This window comes from Campylobacter curvus (genome assembly GCF_013372125.1).
GTDB classification, from domain to species: Bacteria; Campylobacterota; Campylobacteria; order Campylobacterales; family Campylobacteraceae; genus Campylobacter_A; species Campylobacter_A curvus.
Genome location: NZ_CP053826.1, coordinates 1,216,190 through 1,234,487, shown reverse-complemented (window position 1 = coordinate 1,234,487; position 18,298 = coordinate 1,216,190). Strand labels below are relative to the sequence as shown.

The following is an 18,298-nucleotide window of genomic DNA, read 5'->3' as shown; positions in this document are numbered from 1 at the left end:
TAAATGCCCAAAAAAGTTATGTTTATCTTCGGGACTCGTCCCGAAGCCATAAAAATGGCGCCGCTTATCAAAAAATTTGAGAAAAATTCGGACGCTTTTGATATAAAAATTTGTATCACCGCTCAGCACAGACAGATGCTAGATCAAATTTTAGAGCTTTTTGATATAAGCCCCGACTTCGATCTAAACGTGATGCAGCCGGGGCAAGATCTTTATGACATCACTTCTCGCGTGATACTGGGGCTTAGAGACGTTTTTAGTCGCTATCAGCCCGACATCGTGCTCGTGCATGGCGACACATCGACAAGCGCAGTCGCTGCGCTCGCGGCATTTTATGCGAAGATAAAAGTAGGACACGTCGAGGCGGGACTACGCACGCATGATATTTACTCTCCCTATCCGGAGGAGGCGAATAGGCAAATAGTCGGCGTGCTAGCGAATTTTCACTTCGCCCCGACGCAAAAGGCAAGGCAAAATTTACTCACAGAGGGTAAAAGCGAAAAAAATATCATCGTGACCGGCAACACCGTCATTGACGCGCTATTTTTGACACTCGAACGGATAAAGAACGACGAGCGAGTGAGAAATAAAATAGAAAAAAATATAAATTTGCAGTATAAATTTGATGGCAGTCGGGAATTTATATTGGTTACCGGGCACAGGAGGGAAAATTTCGGCGAAGGGCTTTTAAATATCTGCAAAGCGCTAAAAGCGATCGCCAAAAACTACCCGAACATCGACATCGTCTATCCCGTGCATCTAAATCCAAACGTCCAAAAGCCGGTAAATGAAATTTTATCAAACATCCCGAACATCCATCTCATAAAGCCGCTGGAATACGAAAGCTTTTTATATCTGATGAGCAGGGCTAAATTTATCATCACCGATAGCGGCGGCATCCAAGAAGAAGCCCCGAGCCTAGGCAAGCCGGTGCTGGTGATGAGAGAGACGACCGAGCGACCGGAAGCCTTCGAAGCTGGTGTGGTAAAGCTCGTGGGAACGAATTTTGAAAAGATAACAAGCGAGGCTAGGCAGTTACTGGACGACGAAAACGAATACCGCAAGATGTCCGTCTCGCAAAACCCCTACGGCGACGGCAAGGCGTCCGAGCGGATAGTAGAATTTTTAAAAGGAAATTTGTGATGAATAGAAAAATTTGCATTATCGGGCTTGGATATATCGGGCTTCCGACGGCTGCACTTTTGGCGAGTAAGGGTTATGATGTGCATGGCGTCGATGTTTCAAGCGAGGTCGTAGAGACGATAAACGGCGGCAGAATTCACATCGTCGAGCCCGAGCTTGATCTCTTTGTAAAGGCTGCCGTCACAAGCGGCAGGCTAAAAGCGGACACGAAGCCAAAATTTGCAGACATCTTCATCATCGCCGTGCCTACGCCTTTTAAAAATGACTATGAGCCGAATTTAGACTATGTTGAAGCGGCGGCAAAAAGCATAGCACCTTTTGTAAAGAGCGGAAATATCGTCATTTTAGAATCGACTTCGCCCGTGGGGACGACCGAGCTCGTCAAAAAAAGGGTAGAGGAGTGCGGCACGGATACGAGCGGGGTTTATTTCGCGCATTGTCCGGAGCGCGTGCTACCCGGTAAGATCATGAAAGAGCTCGTAAATAACGATAGGATCGTGGGCGGGCTTAGTGACGGAGCGACAAAAAAAACATCCGAGTTTTATAAAACTTTCGTAAATGGCGAGGTGCTGCAAACGGACGCCAGAACAGCCGAGATGTCAAAGCTGGTCGAAAATTCGTTTAGAGACGTAAATATCGCGTTTGCAAACGAGCTTAGCATGATATGCGATAAATTTAATATTGATGTTTGGGAGTTAATCAGGCTCGCCAATAGGCATCCGCGCGTAAATATTTTAAGCCCGGGATGTGGTGTGGGCGGGCACTGCATCGCAGTCGATCCGTGGTTTATCGTCCATGCGGCAAAGAACGAGGCGAGACTCATAAAAACTAGCCGCGAAGTAAATAATTACAAAACAAAATGGGCGATAGAAAAGATAAAAAATGCCGCACTAGAATTTGAAAATAAAAATCGCAAAAAGGCGAAAATCGCTTGTATGGGACTTGCATTTAAACCAAATATCGATGATTTACGTGAGTCACCCGCACTTTTTATTGCGAAGGAACTATCAAGTGCGGGCTTTGATGTGCTGGCGGTCGAGCCAAATATCAAAACGCACAAAGAACTGGAAATCGTAAATTTTAAAGACGCCGTAGTACAGGCTGATATAGTCGTGTTTTTAGTCGCGCATAAGGAATTTAAAGAAATTTATGCCTCAATAAAAGATCGATATGTAATTGACTTTGCTGGACTTATTAACGTATGAAAAATATAAAAATAAGACTAAGAAAAATTAAATTTTTGCTCCAATCGGTTTTTAAAAATTTTAGTAGTTTATTGCTATTTTTTAAATACATTAGAAATGAAGATATATATGAAAATAATAAACATATACTGTTGGCGGCAAATTGGCTATTAAAGGCTCAAGAGACTGGGGGCGATGATGGATATTCTCGGGGATTTTATCTTTATAAAAGTGGTTGGGATAAAAGCTATATAGAGACCACCGGCTATATTATTCCTACCATGCTTGAAGTATATGAAAAAACAAAAGATGAAAGATATTATGAATCTGCTTATAAGGCTGGTATATGGTTACTTGGCGTTCAAAAAGATAATGGCGCATTTACTGATATAGATAATGACATAGAGCTAGTTTTTGATACCGGTCAAGTTTTGTATGGGCTGATAGCGTTATATGAAAATGAAAAAATAGATAAGGATAGTAAGGAAAAATTTAAAATAGCTTCGTATAAGGCTTGCGAATGGTTATGCTCTGTGCAAGATATTGATGGGAGTTGGACTGCATATGGCTTTAATAAAATTCCGCATTCTTATTATTCGAGAGTGGCATCTATATTATACAAGGCAGGATGTGTATTTAAAAATGATGAATTTAAAAAATGTGCAGATAAAAATATATCATGGGTTTTATCTCGTCAAAAAGAAAATGGCTTTTTTGATAATTTAAAATTTCAAGCAGATGAAGAAAATGTATTACATACTATGATATACGTATTAGAGGGCTTGTTTGATTACTATACTTATACGCAAAGAGCCGATATATTAGACTCTTTACTGAAAAATACTAATGTATTAAAAGAAATAAATATAAACAAAGAACTTTTACTATCGTCTCAATATAATGATAAATTCGAATCTGTAAATAATGAGAGATGCATTACTGGGTTGGCGCAATGGGCAAATTTATCATTTAAACTATATGAACTAACCAAAGATGACGAGTATTTGTTATGTGCTAGGAAAACGCTTTATTATATTAAATCAAAACAGTTTAAAGAAGGCAATGATTTAATGGGATCTTTACCTGGTTCTGTGCCATTTTGGGGAGTTTATGCTCCATTTAGTGCAGTAAATTGGAGTGTTAAATTTTTTATAGATGCTCTTTTGCAGAGCAATAAATATAAATTTTCACTAATAGAAGACAGCAATCTATGGATAGGCGAATGTTTTAAATTTAATAATGATGTTGTAGATACAAAGCTTACCTATACTGCACAAAATTATATTAAAATTTTAAGCAAATACATAAAGGATAGTCACAATATACTAGACCTTGGCTGTGGTAAAGGAAAGTATATAAATATATTTAATAGTAAATTTGAAAATAAAAATATTGTCGGTATAGACCCGTACTACTATAATGATAAAAATATCTTTATTGGAGATACATATACTATCAATAGCAATATAAAATTTGATCTTATATACTGCATAGAAGTTTTACAACATGTCAAATATATAGATGTTGCAATAGATAATATCAAAAATAATCTAGTTGAAAAAAATGGAATGCTTATAATATGCGATCGAAATCCTATATCTGTGATTGGCTTTTTGAAGTCTATTTGGGAATTTAGAGGAAAGTGGATGTATTCGTTTGATAGTCCATTTATAGAGAAGTGGTATACGATCGATAGGTGGAAACAAATGCTTGCCAAGCACGACTTTACAGTGTATAAAACATATGCCTTCTGTTCTAGGGGTGGTATTAGGTCTATGATGAATAGATATAGCGTGATTATCGCAAGGAGAAAGTAATGAATAAAAAAGTTTATGTAGGAATGAGTGCAGATTTACTACATCCTGGTCATATAAATATATTAAAAATAGCATCAGGATACGGAGATGTGATAGTTGGGCTGCTGACAGATCAGGCTATAGCTAGTTATAAAAGACTTCCTTATATGACTTTTGAGCAAAGAAAATCAGTCGTAGAAAATATAAAAGGCGTTAAGGAGGTAATTGCGCAAGAGACGCTTGATTACAGGGCAAATTTAGAAAAGATTAAGCCAGATTTTGTAGTCCATGGAAATGACTGGAAAAATGGAGTGCAGTCTAAAACCAGGGAACAAGTTATCGAAACTATCTCGAAATGGGGAGGTGTGCTTATAGAGCCAGAATATACCGATGGCATATCATCTACACTTTTGAATAAAGCTTTAAAAGAGATTGGCACAACCCCAGATATTAGGCGAAAAGCATTAAGAAGGCTTATAGATGCTAGGCCGGTGGTTAGGATAATGGAAGCACATAGTGCTTTAAGTGGGTTGATAGTAGAAAATATAGTTGGTGATAATGGTGTATATTATGATGGGATGTGGAGTAGCTCTTTAACAGACTCTACATCAAAAGGTAAGCCAGATATAGAAGCTGTTGATATAACAAGCAGAACAAATACATTAAATGAAATTTTTGAGGTTACCACAAAGCCTATGATCTATGATGCAGATACTGGTGGTATAGCAGAGCATTTTGTTTATACGGTCAGGACATTAGAAAGACTGGGTGTTAGTGCTGTGATAATTGAAGACAAGATAGGATTAAAGAAAAATTCTCTTTTTGGAAATGATGTGGTTCAGTCGCAAGACAGCATTGAAAATTTCTCAGATAAAATACAAATGGGCAAAAGAGCAAAGATAACTGATGAGTTTATGATTATAGCAAGGATAGAAAGCTTAATCTTGGATAAGGGTATGGATGATGCGGTCAATAGGGCAAAGGCTTATATAAAGGCTGGTGCAGACGGCATTATGATACATTCAAGAAAAAAAGAACCTGATGAGATATTGCAGTTTTGTAAAATTTTAAGGGAGCATAATAACTCTATCCCGATAGTTGTAGTGCCAACATCCTTTAACCAAATAACCGCTACGCAGCTGAGCAAGGCCGGTGTAAATATAGTTATTTATGCAAATCATATGCTACGTGCTGCATATCCAGGCATGAAAAATGTTGCAAAATCTATCCTTGATAATGATAGAAGTTTAGAGACTGAAAAAGATCTGTTGTCTATAAAAGAGATATTAGATCTTATACCAGGTACTAGATGATGGCATTAGATACTAAGAATTTTATAAAATCTTTAATATTAAAAGATTATACGCACGTCTGTGTTGTGCCGTGTAGCTTTGCAAAATATCCAATAAACGAAGCTATAAATAATCCAAAAATAGAGTACCTCCCATGCGCTAGTGAAGCAGTGGCTTGCTCTGTAGCTGCTGGGCTTAAAATATCTGGTAAAAAGCCTATTGTTATAATCCAATCAAGTGGTTTAACAAACATGGGGAGCTGCATAACTAGCCTTTTAAAGCCATATAATATTGCTTTTCCTATATTGACTAGTTGGAGGACATATAAAGAGGGTGACAGTGAGATACAGCATCAACATTTAGCCAAAAAACTTCCAGATCTAATAAATGCGTATGGATATGATTATGTAGTGTTAGATCAAGATGATATTGATAGTGCTATTTCGCAAATAGAATTTTGCAATAACACACAAACTATATGTATAATAAAAAAGGATACATTTACTAAAATTTTATTAGATGAAGAATATAGATTAAGCCTAAACTATGCCCCTAGAAGTCAATTTTTGATAGTACTAAATGAAATGTTTGGGCATTCGGATATGATTTTTATAGGAACTACTGGGAATACTGCCAGAGAGATGTATAATATAATGAAAGATACTAAAAATTTTTATATGGTAGGAAATATGGGTGGTGCATTAAGTATCGGGCTTGGTGTTGCAAAAGCAGGTAAAAAGGCTATTGTATGTGGGGGAGATGCTGAATTTGTTATGCATATGGGTGGGCTAAGTACTACTGGAAGATATGCAAAAGAGATTGATTTAACTTATATTTTATTTGATAACGAACAAAATAAATCAACAGGTGGGCAAAATACATATCAAAAACATATTGATTATACTTTGATAGCAAAAGCATGCGGTTTTAATGTGCATCAAGAGGTTGTTTCGTCGGTTAAAAATTTTAGTCAAGCTATGCTTGAATTATCACAAAAATATGGACTAAATTTTTTACATGTAAAGTGCGGTGTTGATGATGAGATGCCAAGACCACCATATGAAGCTGTAAGGGTGAATAAAATTTATGAATAATTCTTTTTCATATTATATGCCGACAAAAATAGTATTTGGAATAAATAAATTTGATGATCTGCCAAGTTATATTAATAATGAAAGAGTAATAGTTGTAACATCAAATGGGTTTATCAAAAGAGGACTTAAAGATCGTCTTGAATCTTTAATAGGAGATAACGTAGTAAAAATTTTTACTGACGTAAAATCTCATCCAGAATTTAAAGATTTGGAAAAGATATATAATGAAATACATAAAAATGAATTTGATATGATTTTAGCTATTGGTGGCGGGAGTATTATTGATGCATCTAAATTTTTTAGTATTTACAACTATACAAAAGAGGCTAAATTTGTAACAAATTTAATTAAAAATAATAATAAAGCAGATGAATACTCGCATATCCCGCTAATTTGTATCCCGACTACGGCTGGTACTGGAAGTGAGATAACGCCATGGGCAACTATTTGGGATATGAATGAAAAGAAAAAGTATTCACTTCATTTGCCAGAGCTTTTTAGTAAAGTAGCTATATATGATCCGCTTTTAACTATAAGCGTTCCCAGAGATATCACAATACAAACCGGACTTGACGCCTTATCTCATTCTTTTGAGTCTATATGGAATAAAAACTCAAACGAGATAACTATCAACTACGCCATAAAAGCATCAAAACTAATCATGAAATATTTACCAAAACTAATAGATGATTTAGAAAATATAGAGTATAGAACTGAAATTTTAAAAGCTTGTATGTATGCTGGGCTTGCTTTTTCTAATACACAAACAGCCTTAGCTCATGCTATGAGTTACTATATAACCACTCATAAAGGCATTCCTCACGGTATAGCTTGCAGTTTCACTCTTCCTTATTTAGTTGATAAAGTGATAGGTAAATATAAATTTATAGATAATGCGTTAAAAGAGATTTTTGAAGAGTTGTCATCTGAGACACTAAGAAAGATGTTTCAAAAGCTTGGTATATCTGTAAAATTTGAGGATTACGGCATAGATGAAGTAGAAATGCAAGGCCTTTTGGATAATATAAAAAATAACCCGCGGGCATCCAACTCACTTATTTAGGATATAAAAATGCAAAAGCCAAAAAGAAGAAAATTTAGACAAGAAACAGTAATACATAGCTACATAGTAAGACCTCTTGCACAAGAATTTGTTATGGCGATATGGAATACAAATATAACGCCAAATCAAGTAACACTTTTTAGATCTATAATAGCAGTCTTTTATCTTTTGCTTTTTATGTATGGGTCGGCTATTTCTTTTATCGTTGCGATAGTCTTATTTGAAATTGCTGAAATTTTAGATCATGCAGATGGAATGCTTGCTAGACTTAAAAATCAATGTTCCAAGTTAGGACAATATTATGAATATATCACTGATGAGCTTTTTGCAGCGGAATACGGACCTCTTGGATTTAGTGTTGCATATGGTGCATTTGTTTTTTCTTCCGATGTTATTTTTATTTATTTAAGCATGGCTTGCATCATGCTCTACTATTTCGTAGAGTATTTTAGGAAAATAGCAAATAGTGTAGATAAAAAAATGGGGGGGGGTACAAAAGTGGTAACCACTGTGGAGCATGATCATGAGGATATGTTACGCATTATTGGTGTGCCTTTAAAGCAAGGGATAGTAAATTTAATAAAGACTATTTATATATGGAGAAATCAATTATTGTTTCTTGGGCTTTTTTACTTGATATTTTTTGGTAAATTTTTACTTATTCTTGTATTTTGTATATATATAATCTCTTATTTGCGTGAAATATTTAAGGCATTAAGGAGTGGTTATTTGATTTGGTCTAAAATTTAGGAGAGTATTGGTAGTGTGTGGGATTGTTGGAATTATAAATAAAAATAAAAAACCTGTTAAAAAATATATATTATTTAAAACCATAGAATGCATACGTTATAGGGGGCCAGATGATAGCTCATTGGTTGCTTTTTTGGATAATAAATTTACTTATTTAGATAGTGTATCGCAAGATGCGGAGGTAAAATTTGACTTTTTTATGGGGCATGCGAGGCTCAGCATACTTGATTTGTCTTCAAAGGGAAGACAGCCATTTACAGCTAATGATCTAAATGATAGATACTGGATAGTTTTTAATGGAGAAATTTATAACTATATAGAGTTAAGACAACAGCTTATTGATCTAGGCTTTGAATTTTACACAGATACAGATACAGAAGTTGTGCTAAAAGCCTATATAAAATGGGGAGAGGCTGTTTGGTCTATGCTTAATGGCATGTGGTCTATTGTTATATACGATATAAAGACAAAAAATATAGTTATTAGTAGAGATAGGATCGGGGAAAAACCACTTTATTATTTTGAGGATAATAATTTTATTATTTTTTCTTCTGAAATAAAGCAAATGTTGCCAGTAGTTGATTTAACAGAAAATACATTAGAAACTCATGCGATATTGCTTAATGATTCTAGCGGATATACAAAATATACTTCATTTAACAACGTCTTTAAATTTCCATCGTCTCATTTTATTGAGACAAATATTTATGATTTTAAATTTGATTTTAAGCGATACTGGGAATTAGGATATGACCATGAGCACGTTTATGATAGGGTTGATAATAAAAAACTGATGGAATATAGTCATGAATTTTATGATATTTTATATGATGCGGTGAAAATAAGGCTTAGAAGCGATGTTGATGTATCTATTACCTTGTCTGGTGGGCTAGATAGCAATACAATTTATCACATAATGAAAGAGCTACTTGGTGGCACAAAGCCTATTAATGTATTTAGTTCAGTTTTTGATGATAAAAATTTAAGCGACATAGATGAAAGTAAAGATATACAAGAAGCTCTAAAAAATACTAATTTTAATTACAATCCAATTATTACTGATTATAATGATTTAGATCTTTTTTTATCAGTTTATAGAGAAAAGACTTGGGCATATGATGCACCAGTTCCTAGTATCGGTTTTAGTGGATATAGCGTTTATAAAAGGATAAAAGAATCAAATATTAAAGTAGTGCTTGAAGGGCAGGGTGCTGATGAGCTTTTATCAGGATATACAGATAACTGGTTTAACTTTTTTAGAGTTTTTAAATTTTATAAGATTTTAGAAGCCCAAAGATACGTAAGTGGCGATATAAAGAAGTTAAAAACTATACTGAAAGGAGTGCTTTCAAATTCTATTTTGTCTAATTTTACATTTGAAACTCTATATAAAAAGATACTAAAAAAACATACAGATATGTTTAATATTGAACTATCAAATGAGCTTTTTGAATATATGTTGTATAGAAATAACTTTGAACGCAGATATAGAGCTAATCAAGAATATAATTTGAATGATGCTATTATTTATTCTTTACAAGATGGCTTACCATATTTGCTTTATACGGGTGATAGAGACTCTATGATGTTTTCTGTTGAGTCAAGATTGCCATACCTTGATTTTAGATTACTCGAATTTGTTGTTAATTTACCAGAAAATTATAAAATGCATAATGGTTTTACAAAATTTATATCCAGATATTCGTTTATTGGAAAGATACCTGATAAAATTTTATGGAATAAGAAAAAGTTACCATATCCGGATGCATCGTATTATTATGCTAGTACAAATAAAGAGCTTAACAAATTTATAATTAGCATACTACAAAACTATGACAGCAAGATGAATTATGGTCAAATAATCAAAAATGACTATAAAAGTGTTGAAAAGATATTGTCATATATATTTTTTAAAGAGCAATTTTTTAATGAAAGGGTCGATTTGTAAATTATGAGCGATAATCTTAAAAATTTATATACGATATATTTTAAGGATGCAAATTTAATATACGAAGAGTATGATACATTTGGAAAATATATCATAAATGTCGATAATGCTGTTTGTTTGGATAGTAGTAAAAAGATACCATTTGATGATAAAAAATATGCATTTGAGATTATAGTTGATCTATTTAATAGTACTGGCATAAATTTTTTTATAACACATGGGACTTGTTTGGGGGCTATTAGGGATAATAACTTTATAGAATATGATAATGATTTAGATTTTGGTATGTTTGAGTATGAGAGGTATAAACTTTTTTTATTCCTTGGGAAACTTGATAGAATAAATGGCTTTAAAATATATAAAATTTCAACAGATGAAAGTAGTGTTTCCATTAGATATAATAATTTAATAATAGATATAACTATATATAAAAATAATGAAAAATACTTTTTTGCCTCACGTTCATCATCAAACATGATTCCAAATAAATTTTTAAAATCGTTAGATAAAATTTATTTTATGGAACGTACAGTCAATATTCCTTGTAATACCAAAAAATTTTTAGAATTTTTGTATGGCAAAAACTGGATAATACCGATTAAAGACTTTGAGCACCATAAATATACACGCTATATTGGAGTTGATCTCTCAGATAAAATAGTAAAGACTAAAAAACTGATTAAAAAGAGTATAAAATATTGTTTAAATACGACATATGCTTTTAAAAATTTTGTATTAGCTGTAAAATTGAAAGTGCTTAATGAGTTTGATATTAAGGCAATAAAGTCCATTAAATTTGAAGAGATTGGAAATAGTTATTTTTTTGATTCATTTAAAGTAATTGCCGATGGATATTTCTTGCTAAAGATTTTTAATAAAAATAAATATGATATTTTCATGCGAAAAATTATTAGTAAAAATGTTGAGCCTATTTTTATCTTTAACCAGCAAGATATAGTTTTAATGCAGGTTAATAAATTTAATAAAGCAAATGACACTAGCAAGGCAAGAAACATTAATAACATGATCATAATCCCTACTGCACAAAATATTAAACCAATAAGTTTTTTTATCAACGATAATATTTTTTTTAATATTTTAAAGTGTACTATTTTAAAATATATGAAAATGGGAGTTTCTAGTGGAAATTTTTGTATAGATAATATTATGATAGATATAGATTGCCTTAGAAATCCAAATATTATCATATATAATTATGAATTTGTATTTAGTGATTATTTATCTAACGAAGAGCAGATCTATTTTGATATATTCTATCTATTTGCAAAAATGCAAACCAATTATAGAGATTTTTTTGATATAAATTTTATATATATTAAGGAGTTTGTAAATGCTATATTTAGCAAGGATGATAAAGAAAATATACTTTTAGTTTATAAAAAGACAAAGAAATTCTTTTACTATATAAATAGGTCAGATTATAGACTCTTTGATGATGCTGGATGTAGCTCGTGCTAAAAATTTCATTATTATTAAATTCTTCCGTTACCCTTTTGGCAATACTTATCAATTTTATATTTAAGATATATTTAACTAGGAAATTCCCAAGTAATGAGCTTGTGGTATATTATACCATTATTGATATTGTAACATTGGCAATGAGGTTTTTTATAGGATTTAAAGATGCCCTAGTAACAACTTACAATAAGATTATTGATACTTACAATAAAATTAGATTTTTAAATATTTTTACTATATTATTTACTATTTTTATTGCTTTTGTTGGCTTTTGTATAATTCCATTTTCTAGATATTTCCTAATGTTTGGAGATATAAATGGTTCGCAGATAAATTGGTTATATCTGTCTTTTTTGTTTATTATATTGAGCTTTAATAGCTATATTGATAATTTGCTACTGCTTAGAAAATACAACATAATGCTTTCCATACTTAGTATAGCCAAAGTGATACTATTTGTTTTGGTTATTTTTTTGGAAACTATTATAGTGAAAGATTATGCAAGATATAATGTACTTATAATCACTTTTATATCTGTTGAATTTATCATCTTTTTAATTGGATGTTTTACCATTTTTATAAAGCTAGATAAAAAGTATATAAAGATGGTTATTACATATTATAAATTTGACTTTAAAGAGCGCAATATTATAGAAAATATAAAAATGAGTTTTGTATCAAGTTTTGGTTTTTTTATTTATGGGGTTTTATTGTTTGCACCAGTTTTTATGATGACAAGAGAAGAAAATATCGCAGAACTTGGTAATTTCCAAGTTGTTGCAAGAAGTATATATTTTGCTTTAATATCAATTTGTTCTTGGCCATTAGGTAGATTTTTGTTCCCTCATATATCAAGACTAATTGGGTACAAGAATTTTATTGAAGTAAAAATAATCCAAAGAAAAATAATTATTTTGCTTATTATTTTTGGCGTAGCGTCTATAACTAGCTGTTGGCTGCTATCTAAAATGATTATTGGTTATATATTTCCAGAGCAGTATATAAACTCTTATGAAATGATAAACATTTTAATAGTTGCACTTCCATTTGTTATGTATGTAAATTTTTCGGATTCTATAATAAAATCATATGGATTATATAACATTATAATTGTTATACGCGCAGTTGGGCTATTGTCTTTTATTTTTATGTATTATATATTATATTTTATAGAAGTAGAGTATGCGTCTATTTACTCATTTGTGCTTTCAATGCTAAGCATTTTTGTCGTATCAGCATATTGTGAAAAACGTACATTAAGGGATAATATAAAATTATGAAGATATGGTATTTTACGAGATCTTTTTATCCATTTATAAAAACAGGTGGTGCTTTAATTAGAACAAGTCAAGTTAAAAATTTTAAGAAATTTGGCTGGAATATTGAAACCGTTACTCCAAACTATAATAGCAAAAAACTCGTTATAGAGAATGGCGTATACCATGTTCCGTTTTCGGCAATATACAATCAAAAGATTGCAAATATTTTTGAAAGACTTGGAATTTATGAAGATTACTTGGATGGATGGGTAAAGCAAGCTTTTGAAATTTTAAAAGATAAAATTGATAGTAGTGATATACTGTTTGCTACTAGTGGTGGCGAGCTTGGAATGATAAAGCTTGGAAGCCTACTAAAACAAAGGTATAACTGTAAACTTATTGTAAATTTCCATGATCCAATAGCATATTCTAAGGTTTGTGGATTAAAAATAGATAATAGATTTCACATTAGTAGAGAAAAATCCGAAAAAAAATATCTTGAGCAAACCGATATGATAATAACATCGTCACTTACAAATAGGCGGTCGTTGCAAAAAAAATACCCAAATCTTAAAGAAGTAATACATAATAATTATTTTGGATATATTGCTAAAACTACTATTTCAAAACGAAAGATTGTCGGCGATACGATTTGTATAGCATATGTTGGTGCGATGTCAAAATACCAAAGCCCAGAAATACTTTATGAGGTATATAAAAATTTAAAATATAAAGCTCGTATACAAATTTATTTTATAGGAAATTACTCTGCGTATAGACCGCTAATGAATATCAATGATCCAAATATTATTTTTATAGATTACCTAGATCATGAACATTTTATGAATTTTATGCTCGAAAATATTGATATTGGTTTCGTATCTTTATCAAATGATTATTTTGGAGCCTGCGTCCCATCAAAAATATATGAATATATAAATTTAGAGATTCCTATTTTGGGTGCTTTGCCTGATGGAGATGCGAAAGACATTATAGTAAAAAATAAATTTGGATTGGCGTTTGACTATAAAAATATCAAAGATATGGCTTATGCCATTGATGAATACATAAATATTGAATATATAGAAGATATTAGGAAAAATATAAAAATAAAAAAAGATGAGTGGTTTATGGATAATCAATTTAAAATAATGAATTCATTATTGAGAAATTTAAATGATATGGATAAGTAGGCTATGATAAAAATAATTAATGATTTAGATACAGAAATTGAATTGCCAATATTTGCTAAAAAGGAATTCTTGTCATCCAGATCAACCAAATTTGGTTGGTTTGTTGATAAAAATTTTATATTGCCATTTTATATAAATAAAAAACTAATCTTTTCTTATGTCGTACTACCATATCAGACAATATATAAAGACGAAACATTAACGATTATAGAGGAAAAGAATTTTTTAAATGATGTAGTGGGCATAGTAAAAAGTCAAATGAAATATGTTGATTTTATAGCACAACCTCCATCCAGTGTCGTTTTCGGAGTGTATCCAGATGGTTGTTTATACACGCGGTTTGGTTCATATCAAATACGATTAGACCAAAGTGAGCAAACTATTTTTTCAAATATACATACAAAACATCGTAATGCTATAAAAAAAGCCATAAAAGATGAAGTTTTTATAAAGGAGGGCTTAGATTTTAAAGAAATAGCCGTTTCTTTAATAAAAGACACAATGCTTAGACAAAATATGATGTCTCCTCAAAAAACAGTTTTATATAAGGAGCTTAATGCATTAAAGAATAATATTAAAATTTATGTAGCAGAAAAAAACGGGATATATCAAGGCTGTGCTATTGTTTATTATGATTGTTCTTGTGCTTATTATATATATGGTGGTAGCATATCTCATCCATATAGCGGCTCTTTAAATTTACTACATTGGCAAATTATAAAAGATATGAAATCTAAGGGCATTAAGATTTATGATTTCGTTGGTGCTAGAATAAATCCCATAAAAGGAGGCAAACTTGAAGGTATCCAGAGGTTTAAGTCAAGATTTGGTGGAAAAATGAAAGTTGGCTATCTTTGGAAATATCCTATAAAACCACTAAAATATAAGTTGTTTGAATATTTAAAATACTCTTATGCCTTTTTAAATGGCAACAAATATATTGGCGACATTATAGATCAAGAGATAAAAACTAAGACAATTCTTCTGACATTTGATTATGAGCTATTCTTTGGAGATGATAGCGGAACGCTAGAAAACTCTATTTTAAAGCCAACTAGTATTTTGCTTGATTCATTAAATAAAAGTGGAATTAAAGCTACCTTTTACATTGATACAATTTATATTGAAAGAATTTTAGATCTAAATCTTAAATTAGAATATAACCTTATAAAGAAACAAATACAAGATATGGTTAGGACGGGACATAGAGTAGAGCTACATATACACCCACATTGGTATGATGCAATTTATCAGGAAGGCTCTAAAAAATGGGTATTTCCAACCTATAAACATTATAAAATTCAATCATATACTGAAATAAAGGTTCAAAATATAATAAATAAATCAGTAAGAATTCTTTACGATATTATAAAAGAGGTAGATGACGAGTATAGGCTGCATTCTTATAGAGCTGGTGGATGGTGTATTCAACCATTTGATAAATTAAAAAAAGCCTTGTTGCAACACAAAATTTTAGTTGATACATCTGTTATGCAGGGTATTAAATCTAATAACAATATACACTATTTTGATTTTACAAAGCTTAAAAACATTGAGGCATATAGATTTACTGATGATGTTTTGATTGAAGATAAAAATGGTAAATTTATAGAAATGCCAATTGGTACATTTTGTGCCAGTATGTTTTTTAAAATAATTAATAAAATACTTTTAAAGCTGACTAATTCTAAAATATATGGAGACGGAAAAGGTATAAATATGGATAAAAAGTCCGTATTTGCCAAGTTGGGAAGTCGCAGAAGGCCATTAAGCATAGATAATATGTCTAGTTTTTTAATAAATATTGCAATAAATAAAAGTAGAAGTAGAAATATTATTTTTATATCACACCCTAAATCTATTTCTTTGGAATCTATAAAATGCCTAGATAAAATAATTAAGCGATACAATTTTAAAACTTTATATGATATGGAACATTGAGTTTATGATAGATATTAAAAATAATAATTTTGATTTTTTACGTTTATTTGCTGCATGTCAGATAATGTTTGGGCATACGGCATATTTTTTAAAAGTAGAAAATACGGAATTTTATGCTATTACTGAATTTTTTAGTAATTTTTACGGAGTAGCTATATTTTTCTTGATTAGTGGGTTTTTGATCAGTTATTCTTACGATAGAAATAAGGATATTTTTATCTATTTTAAAAATAGATTTTTAAGGATATTTCCGGCTTTATATGTGAATTTATTAATGGGCATATTTTTGTTAAACTATTTTTATCCTGTTAAATTTGACTATGAATTTTTAAAGTGGCTATGTACTCAGCTTACTTGTTTGCAGTTTTTTAATCTCAAAGCAAGTGAGGCATTTGGTACTGGTGAGATAAATGCTCCACTTTGGACAATATCGATTGAACTGTTCTTTTATGCTAGTTTGCCTGTAATATTTTGGATATTTAAAAAAAGTAAAAGTATCGTTTTTATCCTTTTTGTTATATCTTTAATATTCTTTGTATATAATCGTTTAAGTGATCACAATATTTTTATAAATAAGCTCATAAATGTCTCTCTTTTGCCTTATTTATTTATTTTTTTACTAGGTTTTTATTTTTATAGATATTTTAGCTTTTTGCATATATATATATATAATAATTTTTATATCTATTTACTTATTTTTTGCATATTCAAAATTTTCAATTACTATTTTCCGAGCATTGCTATGGATATAATGATTAATTGTATTATATTTTCTTTTTTAGTTTTTAGTTTCGCCTATAGTTTTGGTGGATTAAATAAAATTTTTAAAAATAATGACTTTACTTACGGAACATATATTTATCATATGTATTTTATAAATATATTTGTCGAGCTTGGATATACAAAAGAGCAAAAATACGCCTTTATGGTCATGTTGTTATCACTTTTGTGTGGCGTTATTAGTTGGTTTGTCGTAGAAAAACCGATTTTAGGACTAAAAACAAATAGTTTATATAATATAAGGCATAAAAATGTCTAAAAAAATACTTTGGTGTGGAAATTCGTATTATGGAACTCACTTAAAAGTTGGGTGCAATTATTATAGTGAGCTGCTTGCTAAAGATGGAAATAGTGTATTTTTTATATCGCCTCCTATTTCGCCATTTCATGAAAAAAGCGTAAATAAAATTAGATTTAAACAGGCTAAGAAAGGCGTATTTAAGGCATTTAAAAACTATTTTGTATATACGCCTTATACTATATTACCACCTATTAAAAAGCTACCACTTGCATTTTATTTTATTATAAAAATTTGGATTTTTTTTACTATTCCAAATTTAAAAAATATCTTGAAAAAATACTCTTTTTTAGATGTTGATATTTTGGTGATAGATAACTTTGCTTTTTTACCATTAGTTAATCTCATAAAATATAAAAAACTGATAGTGAGGGTAACAGATAGGCTTGATGGCTTTGGCGTCTCAAAGGCTGCATTAAAGGCAGAAAATGAGCTGATAAAGCTGGCAAATAAGGTTATCTACACTTCATCTACTTTACAAGAATACATAAAAAAATTAAACGGTAACTCGTTATATGTTCCAAACGGAGTTGATTTTTATAAATTTCAAGGTGATTTTGAAAAGCCTGATTTTTTTAACTCTATAAAAGTGCCAGTTGCAGTTTATGTCGGAGCTATCGAGAGATGGTTTGACTTTGAGCTACTTGAATTTTTAGCCAGTAAGCTAAAAGATATACATTTTTTGATAATAGGCGATGTAAGATATGAGCCTAAAAATTGTAGCAAGCTAAAAGATATGGAAAATATCACATTTTATGGCAAAGTAGATAACGCATTAGTGCCAAATTTTTTGAGATATTCATCGGTTGGCATTATCCCTTTTAGAACCGATATGAAGCTGATAGATGCCATCAGTCCATTGAAACTATATGAGTATATGGCGGCTGGACTGCCTGTTGTATCTGTAAAGTGGCAGGAGCTAGAGCATATAAATAGTCCAGCTTTTCTTGCTTCAAATTATAATAAATTTGCCTCTTTTTTACAAAAAGCTATAAGCGTTCAAGATAGACAAATTTATCTTGAATTTGCAAAAACAAACGGCTGGACTAGTAAAATAAAGCAGATAATAAAGGAATAA

The 18,298-nt window shown here is 31.0% G+C and carries 14 protein-coding genes; all 14 read left to right on the top strand.

Annotation, left to right across the window (positions count from 1 at the left end; all coding sequences use genetic code 11):
- Nucleotides 1–3: 3 nt before the first annotated feature.
- The 14 genes from wecB to CCVT_RS05900 are packed head-to-tail and all read left to right on the top strand — an operon-like array spanning nt 4 to nt 18,298.
- Nucleotides 4–1,143 carry a non-hydrolyzing UDP-N-acetylglucosamine 2-epimerase gene (wecB, locus tag CCVT_RS05965; RefSeq protein WP_009651495.1) on the top strand — a complete coding sequence of 380 codons (1,140 nt, stop codon included), beginning with the start codon at nt 4–6 and terminating at the stop codon, nt 1,141–1,143.
- Nucleotides 1,143–2,348: a UDP-N-acetyl-D-mannosamine dehydrogenase gene (wecC, locus tag CCVT_RS05960; RefSeq protein ID WP_009651258.1), complete on the top strand. Its 1,206-nt coding sequence runs from the start codon at nt 1,143–1,145 to the stop codon at nt 2,346–2,348. The genes wecB and wecC overlap by 1 nt, the downstream gene beginning before the upstream one ends.
- A complete protein-coding gene (locus tag CCVT_RS05955) occupies nt 2,345–4,144 on the top strand; it encodes a methyltransferase domain-containing protein (protein ID WP_009651125.1) in 1,800 nt (599 codons plus the stop codon). Before wecC ends, CCVT_RS05955 begins: the two co-directional genes overlap by 4 nt.
- Nucleotides 4,144–5,436: a phosphoenolpyruvate mutase gene (aepX, locus tag CCVT_RS05950; RefSeq protein ID WP_018136496.1), complete on the top strand. Its 1,293-nt coding sequence runs from the start codon at nt 4,144–4,146 to the stop codon at nt 5,434–5,436. The genes CCVT_RS05955 and aepX overlap by 1 nt, the downstream gene beginning before the upstream one ends.
- Nucleotides 5,433–6,509 carry a thiamine pyrophosphate-dependent enzyme gene (locus CCVT_RS05945; RefSeq protein WP_018136495.1) on the top strand — a complete coding sequence of 359 codons (1,077 nt, stop codon included), beginning with the start codon at nt 5,433–5,435 and terminating at the stop codon, nt 6,507–6,509. The genes aepX and CCVT_RS05945 overlap by 4 nt, the downstream gene beginning before the upstream one ends.
- Nucleotides 6,502–7,572 (top strand): phosphonoacetaldehyde reductase, encoded by a 1,071-nt coding sequence (locus tag CCVT_RS05940; protein ID WP_009651426.1) that lies wholly within the window; start codon nt 6,502–6,504, stop codon nt 7,570–7,572. Before CCVT_RS05945 ends, CCVT_RS05940 begins: the two co-directional genes overlap by 8 nt.
- A 9-nt stretch (nt 7,573–7,581) precedes the next feature.
- Nucleotides 7,582–8,322 (top strand): CDP-alcohol phosphatidyltransferase family protein, encoded by a 741-nt coding sequence (locus CCVT_RS05935; RefSeq protein WP_009651372.1) that lies wholly within the window; start codon nt 7,582–7,584, stop codon nt 8,320–8,322.
- 13 nt (nt 8,323–8,335) lie between these two features.
- Nucleotides 8,336–10,270 (top strand): asparagine synthase (glutamine-hydrolyzing), encoded by a 1,935-nt coding sequence (gene asnB, locus CCVT_RS05930; RefSeq protein ID WP_227898193.1) that lies wholly within the window; start codon nt 8,336–8,338, stop codon nt 10,268–10,270.
- Nucleotides 10,271–10,273: 3 nt separating this feature from the next.
- Nucleotides 10,274–11,749, top strand: coding sequence for a LicD family protein (locus CCVT_RS05925; RefSeq protein ID WP_018136494.1), 1,476 nt, complete (start codon nt 10,274–10,276; stop codon nt 11,747–11,749).
- Complete coding sequence (locus tag CCVT_RS05920) at nt 11,743–13,029, top strand: lipopolysaccharide biosynthesis protein (protein WP_009651350.1); 1,287 nt, start codon at nt 11,743–11,745, stop codon at nt 13,027–13,029. Before CCVT_RS05925 ends, CCVT_RS05920 begins: the two co-directional genes overlap by 7 nt.
- A complete protein-coding gene (locus CCVT_RS05915) occupies nt 13,026–14,201 on the top strand; it encodes a glycosyltransferase (RefSeq protein ID WP_009651447.1) in 1,176 nt (391 codons plus the stop codon). The genes CCVT_RS05920 and CCVT_RS05915 overlap by 4 nt, the downstream gene beginning before the upstream one ends.
- Before the next feature lie 3 nt (nt 14,202–14,204).
- A complete protein-coding gene (locus tag CCVT_RS05910) occupies nt 14,205–16,142 on the top strand; it encodes a GNAT family N-acetyltransferase (RefSeq protein ID WP_018136492.1) in 1,938 nt (645 codons plus the stop codon).
- Nucleotides 16,143–16,146: 4 nt separating this feature from the next.
- A complete protein-coding gene (locus tag CCVT_RS05905) occupies nt 16,147–17,181 on the top strand; it encodes an acyltransferase family protein (RefSeq protein WP_018136491.1) in 1,035 nt (344 codons plus the stop codon).
- Nucleotides 17,174–18,298, top strand: coding sequence for a glycosyltransferase (locus CCVT_RS05900; RefSeq protein WP_018136490.1), 1,125 nt, complete (start codon nt 17,174–17,176; stop codon nt 18,296–18,298). Before CCVT_RS05905 ends, CCVT_RS05900 begins: the two co-directional genes overlap by 8 nt.

What these genes read in the sequence shown, in the direction of transcription:
- CCVT_RS05910 (WP_018136492.1), top strand. Translation starts at nt 14,205, where the DNA reads ATGATAAAAATAATTAATGATTTAGATACAGAAATTGAATTGCCAATA.
- CCVT_RS05905 (WP_018136491.1), top strand. Translation starts at nt 16,147, where the DNA reads ATGATAGATATTAAAAATAATAATTTTGATTTTTTACGTTTATTTGCT.
- CCVT_RS05940 (WP_009651426.1), top strand. Translation starts at nt 6,502, where the DNA reads ATGAATAATTCTTTTTCATATTATATGCCGACAAAAATAGTATTTGGA.
- CCVT_RS05925 (WP_018136494.1), top strand. Translation starts at nt 10,274, where the DNA reads ATGAGCGATAATCTTAAAAATTTATATACGATATATTTTAAGGATGCA.
- CCVT_RS05945 (WP_018136495.1), top strand. Translation starts at nt 5,433, where the DNA reads ATGATGGCATTAGATACTAAGAATTTTATAAAATCTTTAATATTAAAA.
- wecB (WP_009651495.1), top strand. Translation starts at nt 4, where the DNA reads ATGCCCAAAAAAGTTATGTTTATCTTCGGGACTCGTCCCGAAGCCATA.
- wecC (WP_009651258.1), top strand. Translation starts at nt 1,143, where the DNA reads ATGAATAGAAAAATTTGCATTATCGGGCTTGGATATATCGGGCTTCCG.
- CCVT_RS05955 (WP_009651125.1), top strand. Translation starts at nt 2,345, where the DNA reads ATGAAAAATATAAAAATAAGACTAAGAAAAATTAAATTTTTGCTCCAA.
- CCVT_RS05900 (WP_018136490.1), top strand. Translation starts at nt 17,174, where the DNA reads ATGTCTAAAAAAATACTTTGGTGTGGAAATTCGTATTATGGAACTCAC.
- CCVT_RS05935 (WP_009651372.1), top strand. Translation starts at nt 7,582, where the DNA reads ATGCAAAAGCCAAAAAGAAGAAAATTTAGACAAGAAACAGTAATACAT.
- aepX (WP_018136496.1), top strand. Translation starts at nt 4,144, where the DNA reads ATGAATAAAAAAGTTTATGTAGGAATGAGTGCAGATTTACTACATCCT.
- CCVT_RS05915 (WP_009651447.1), top strand. Translation starts at nt 13,026, where the DNA reads ATGAAGATATGGTATTTTACGAGATCTTTTTATCCATTTATAAAAACA.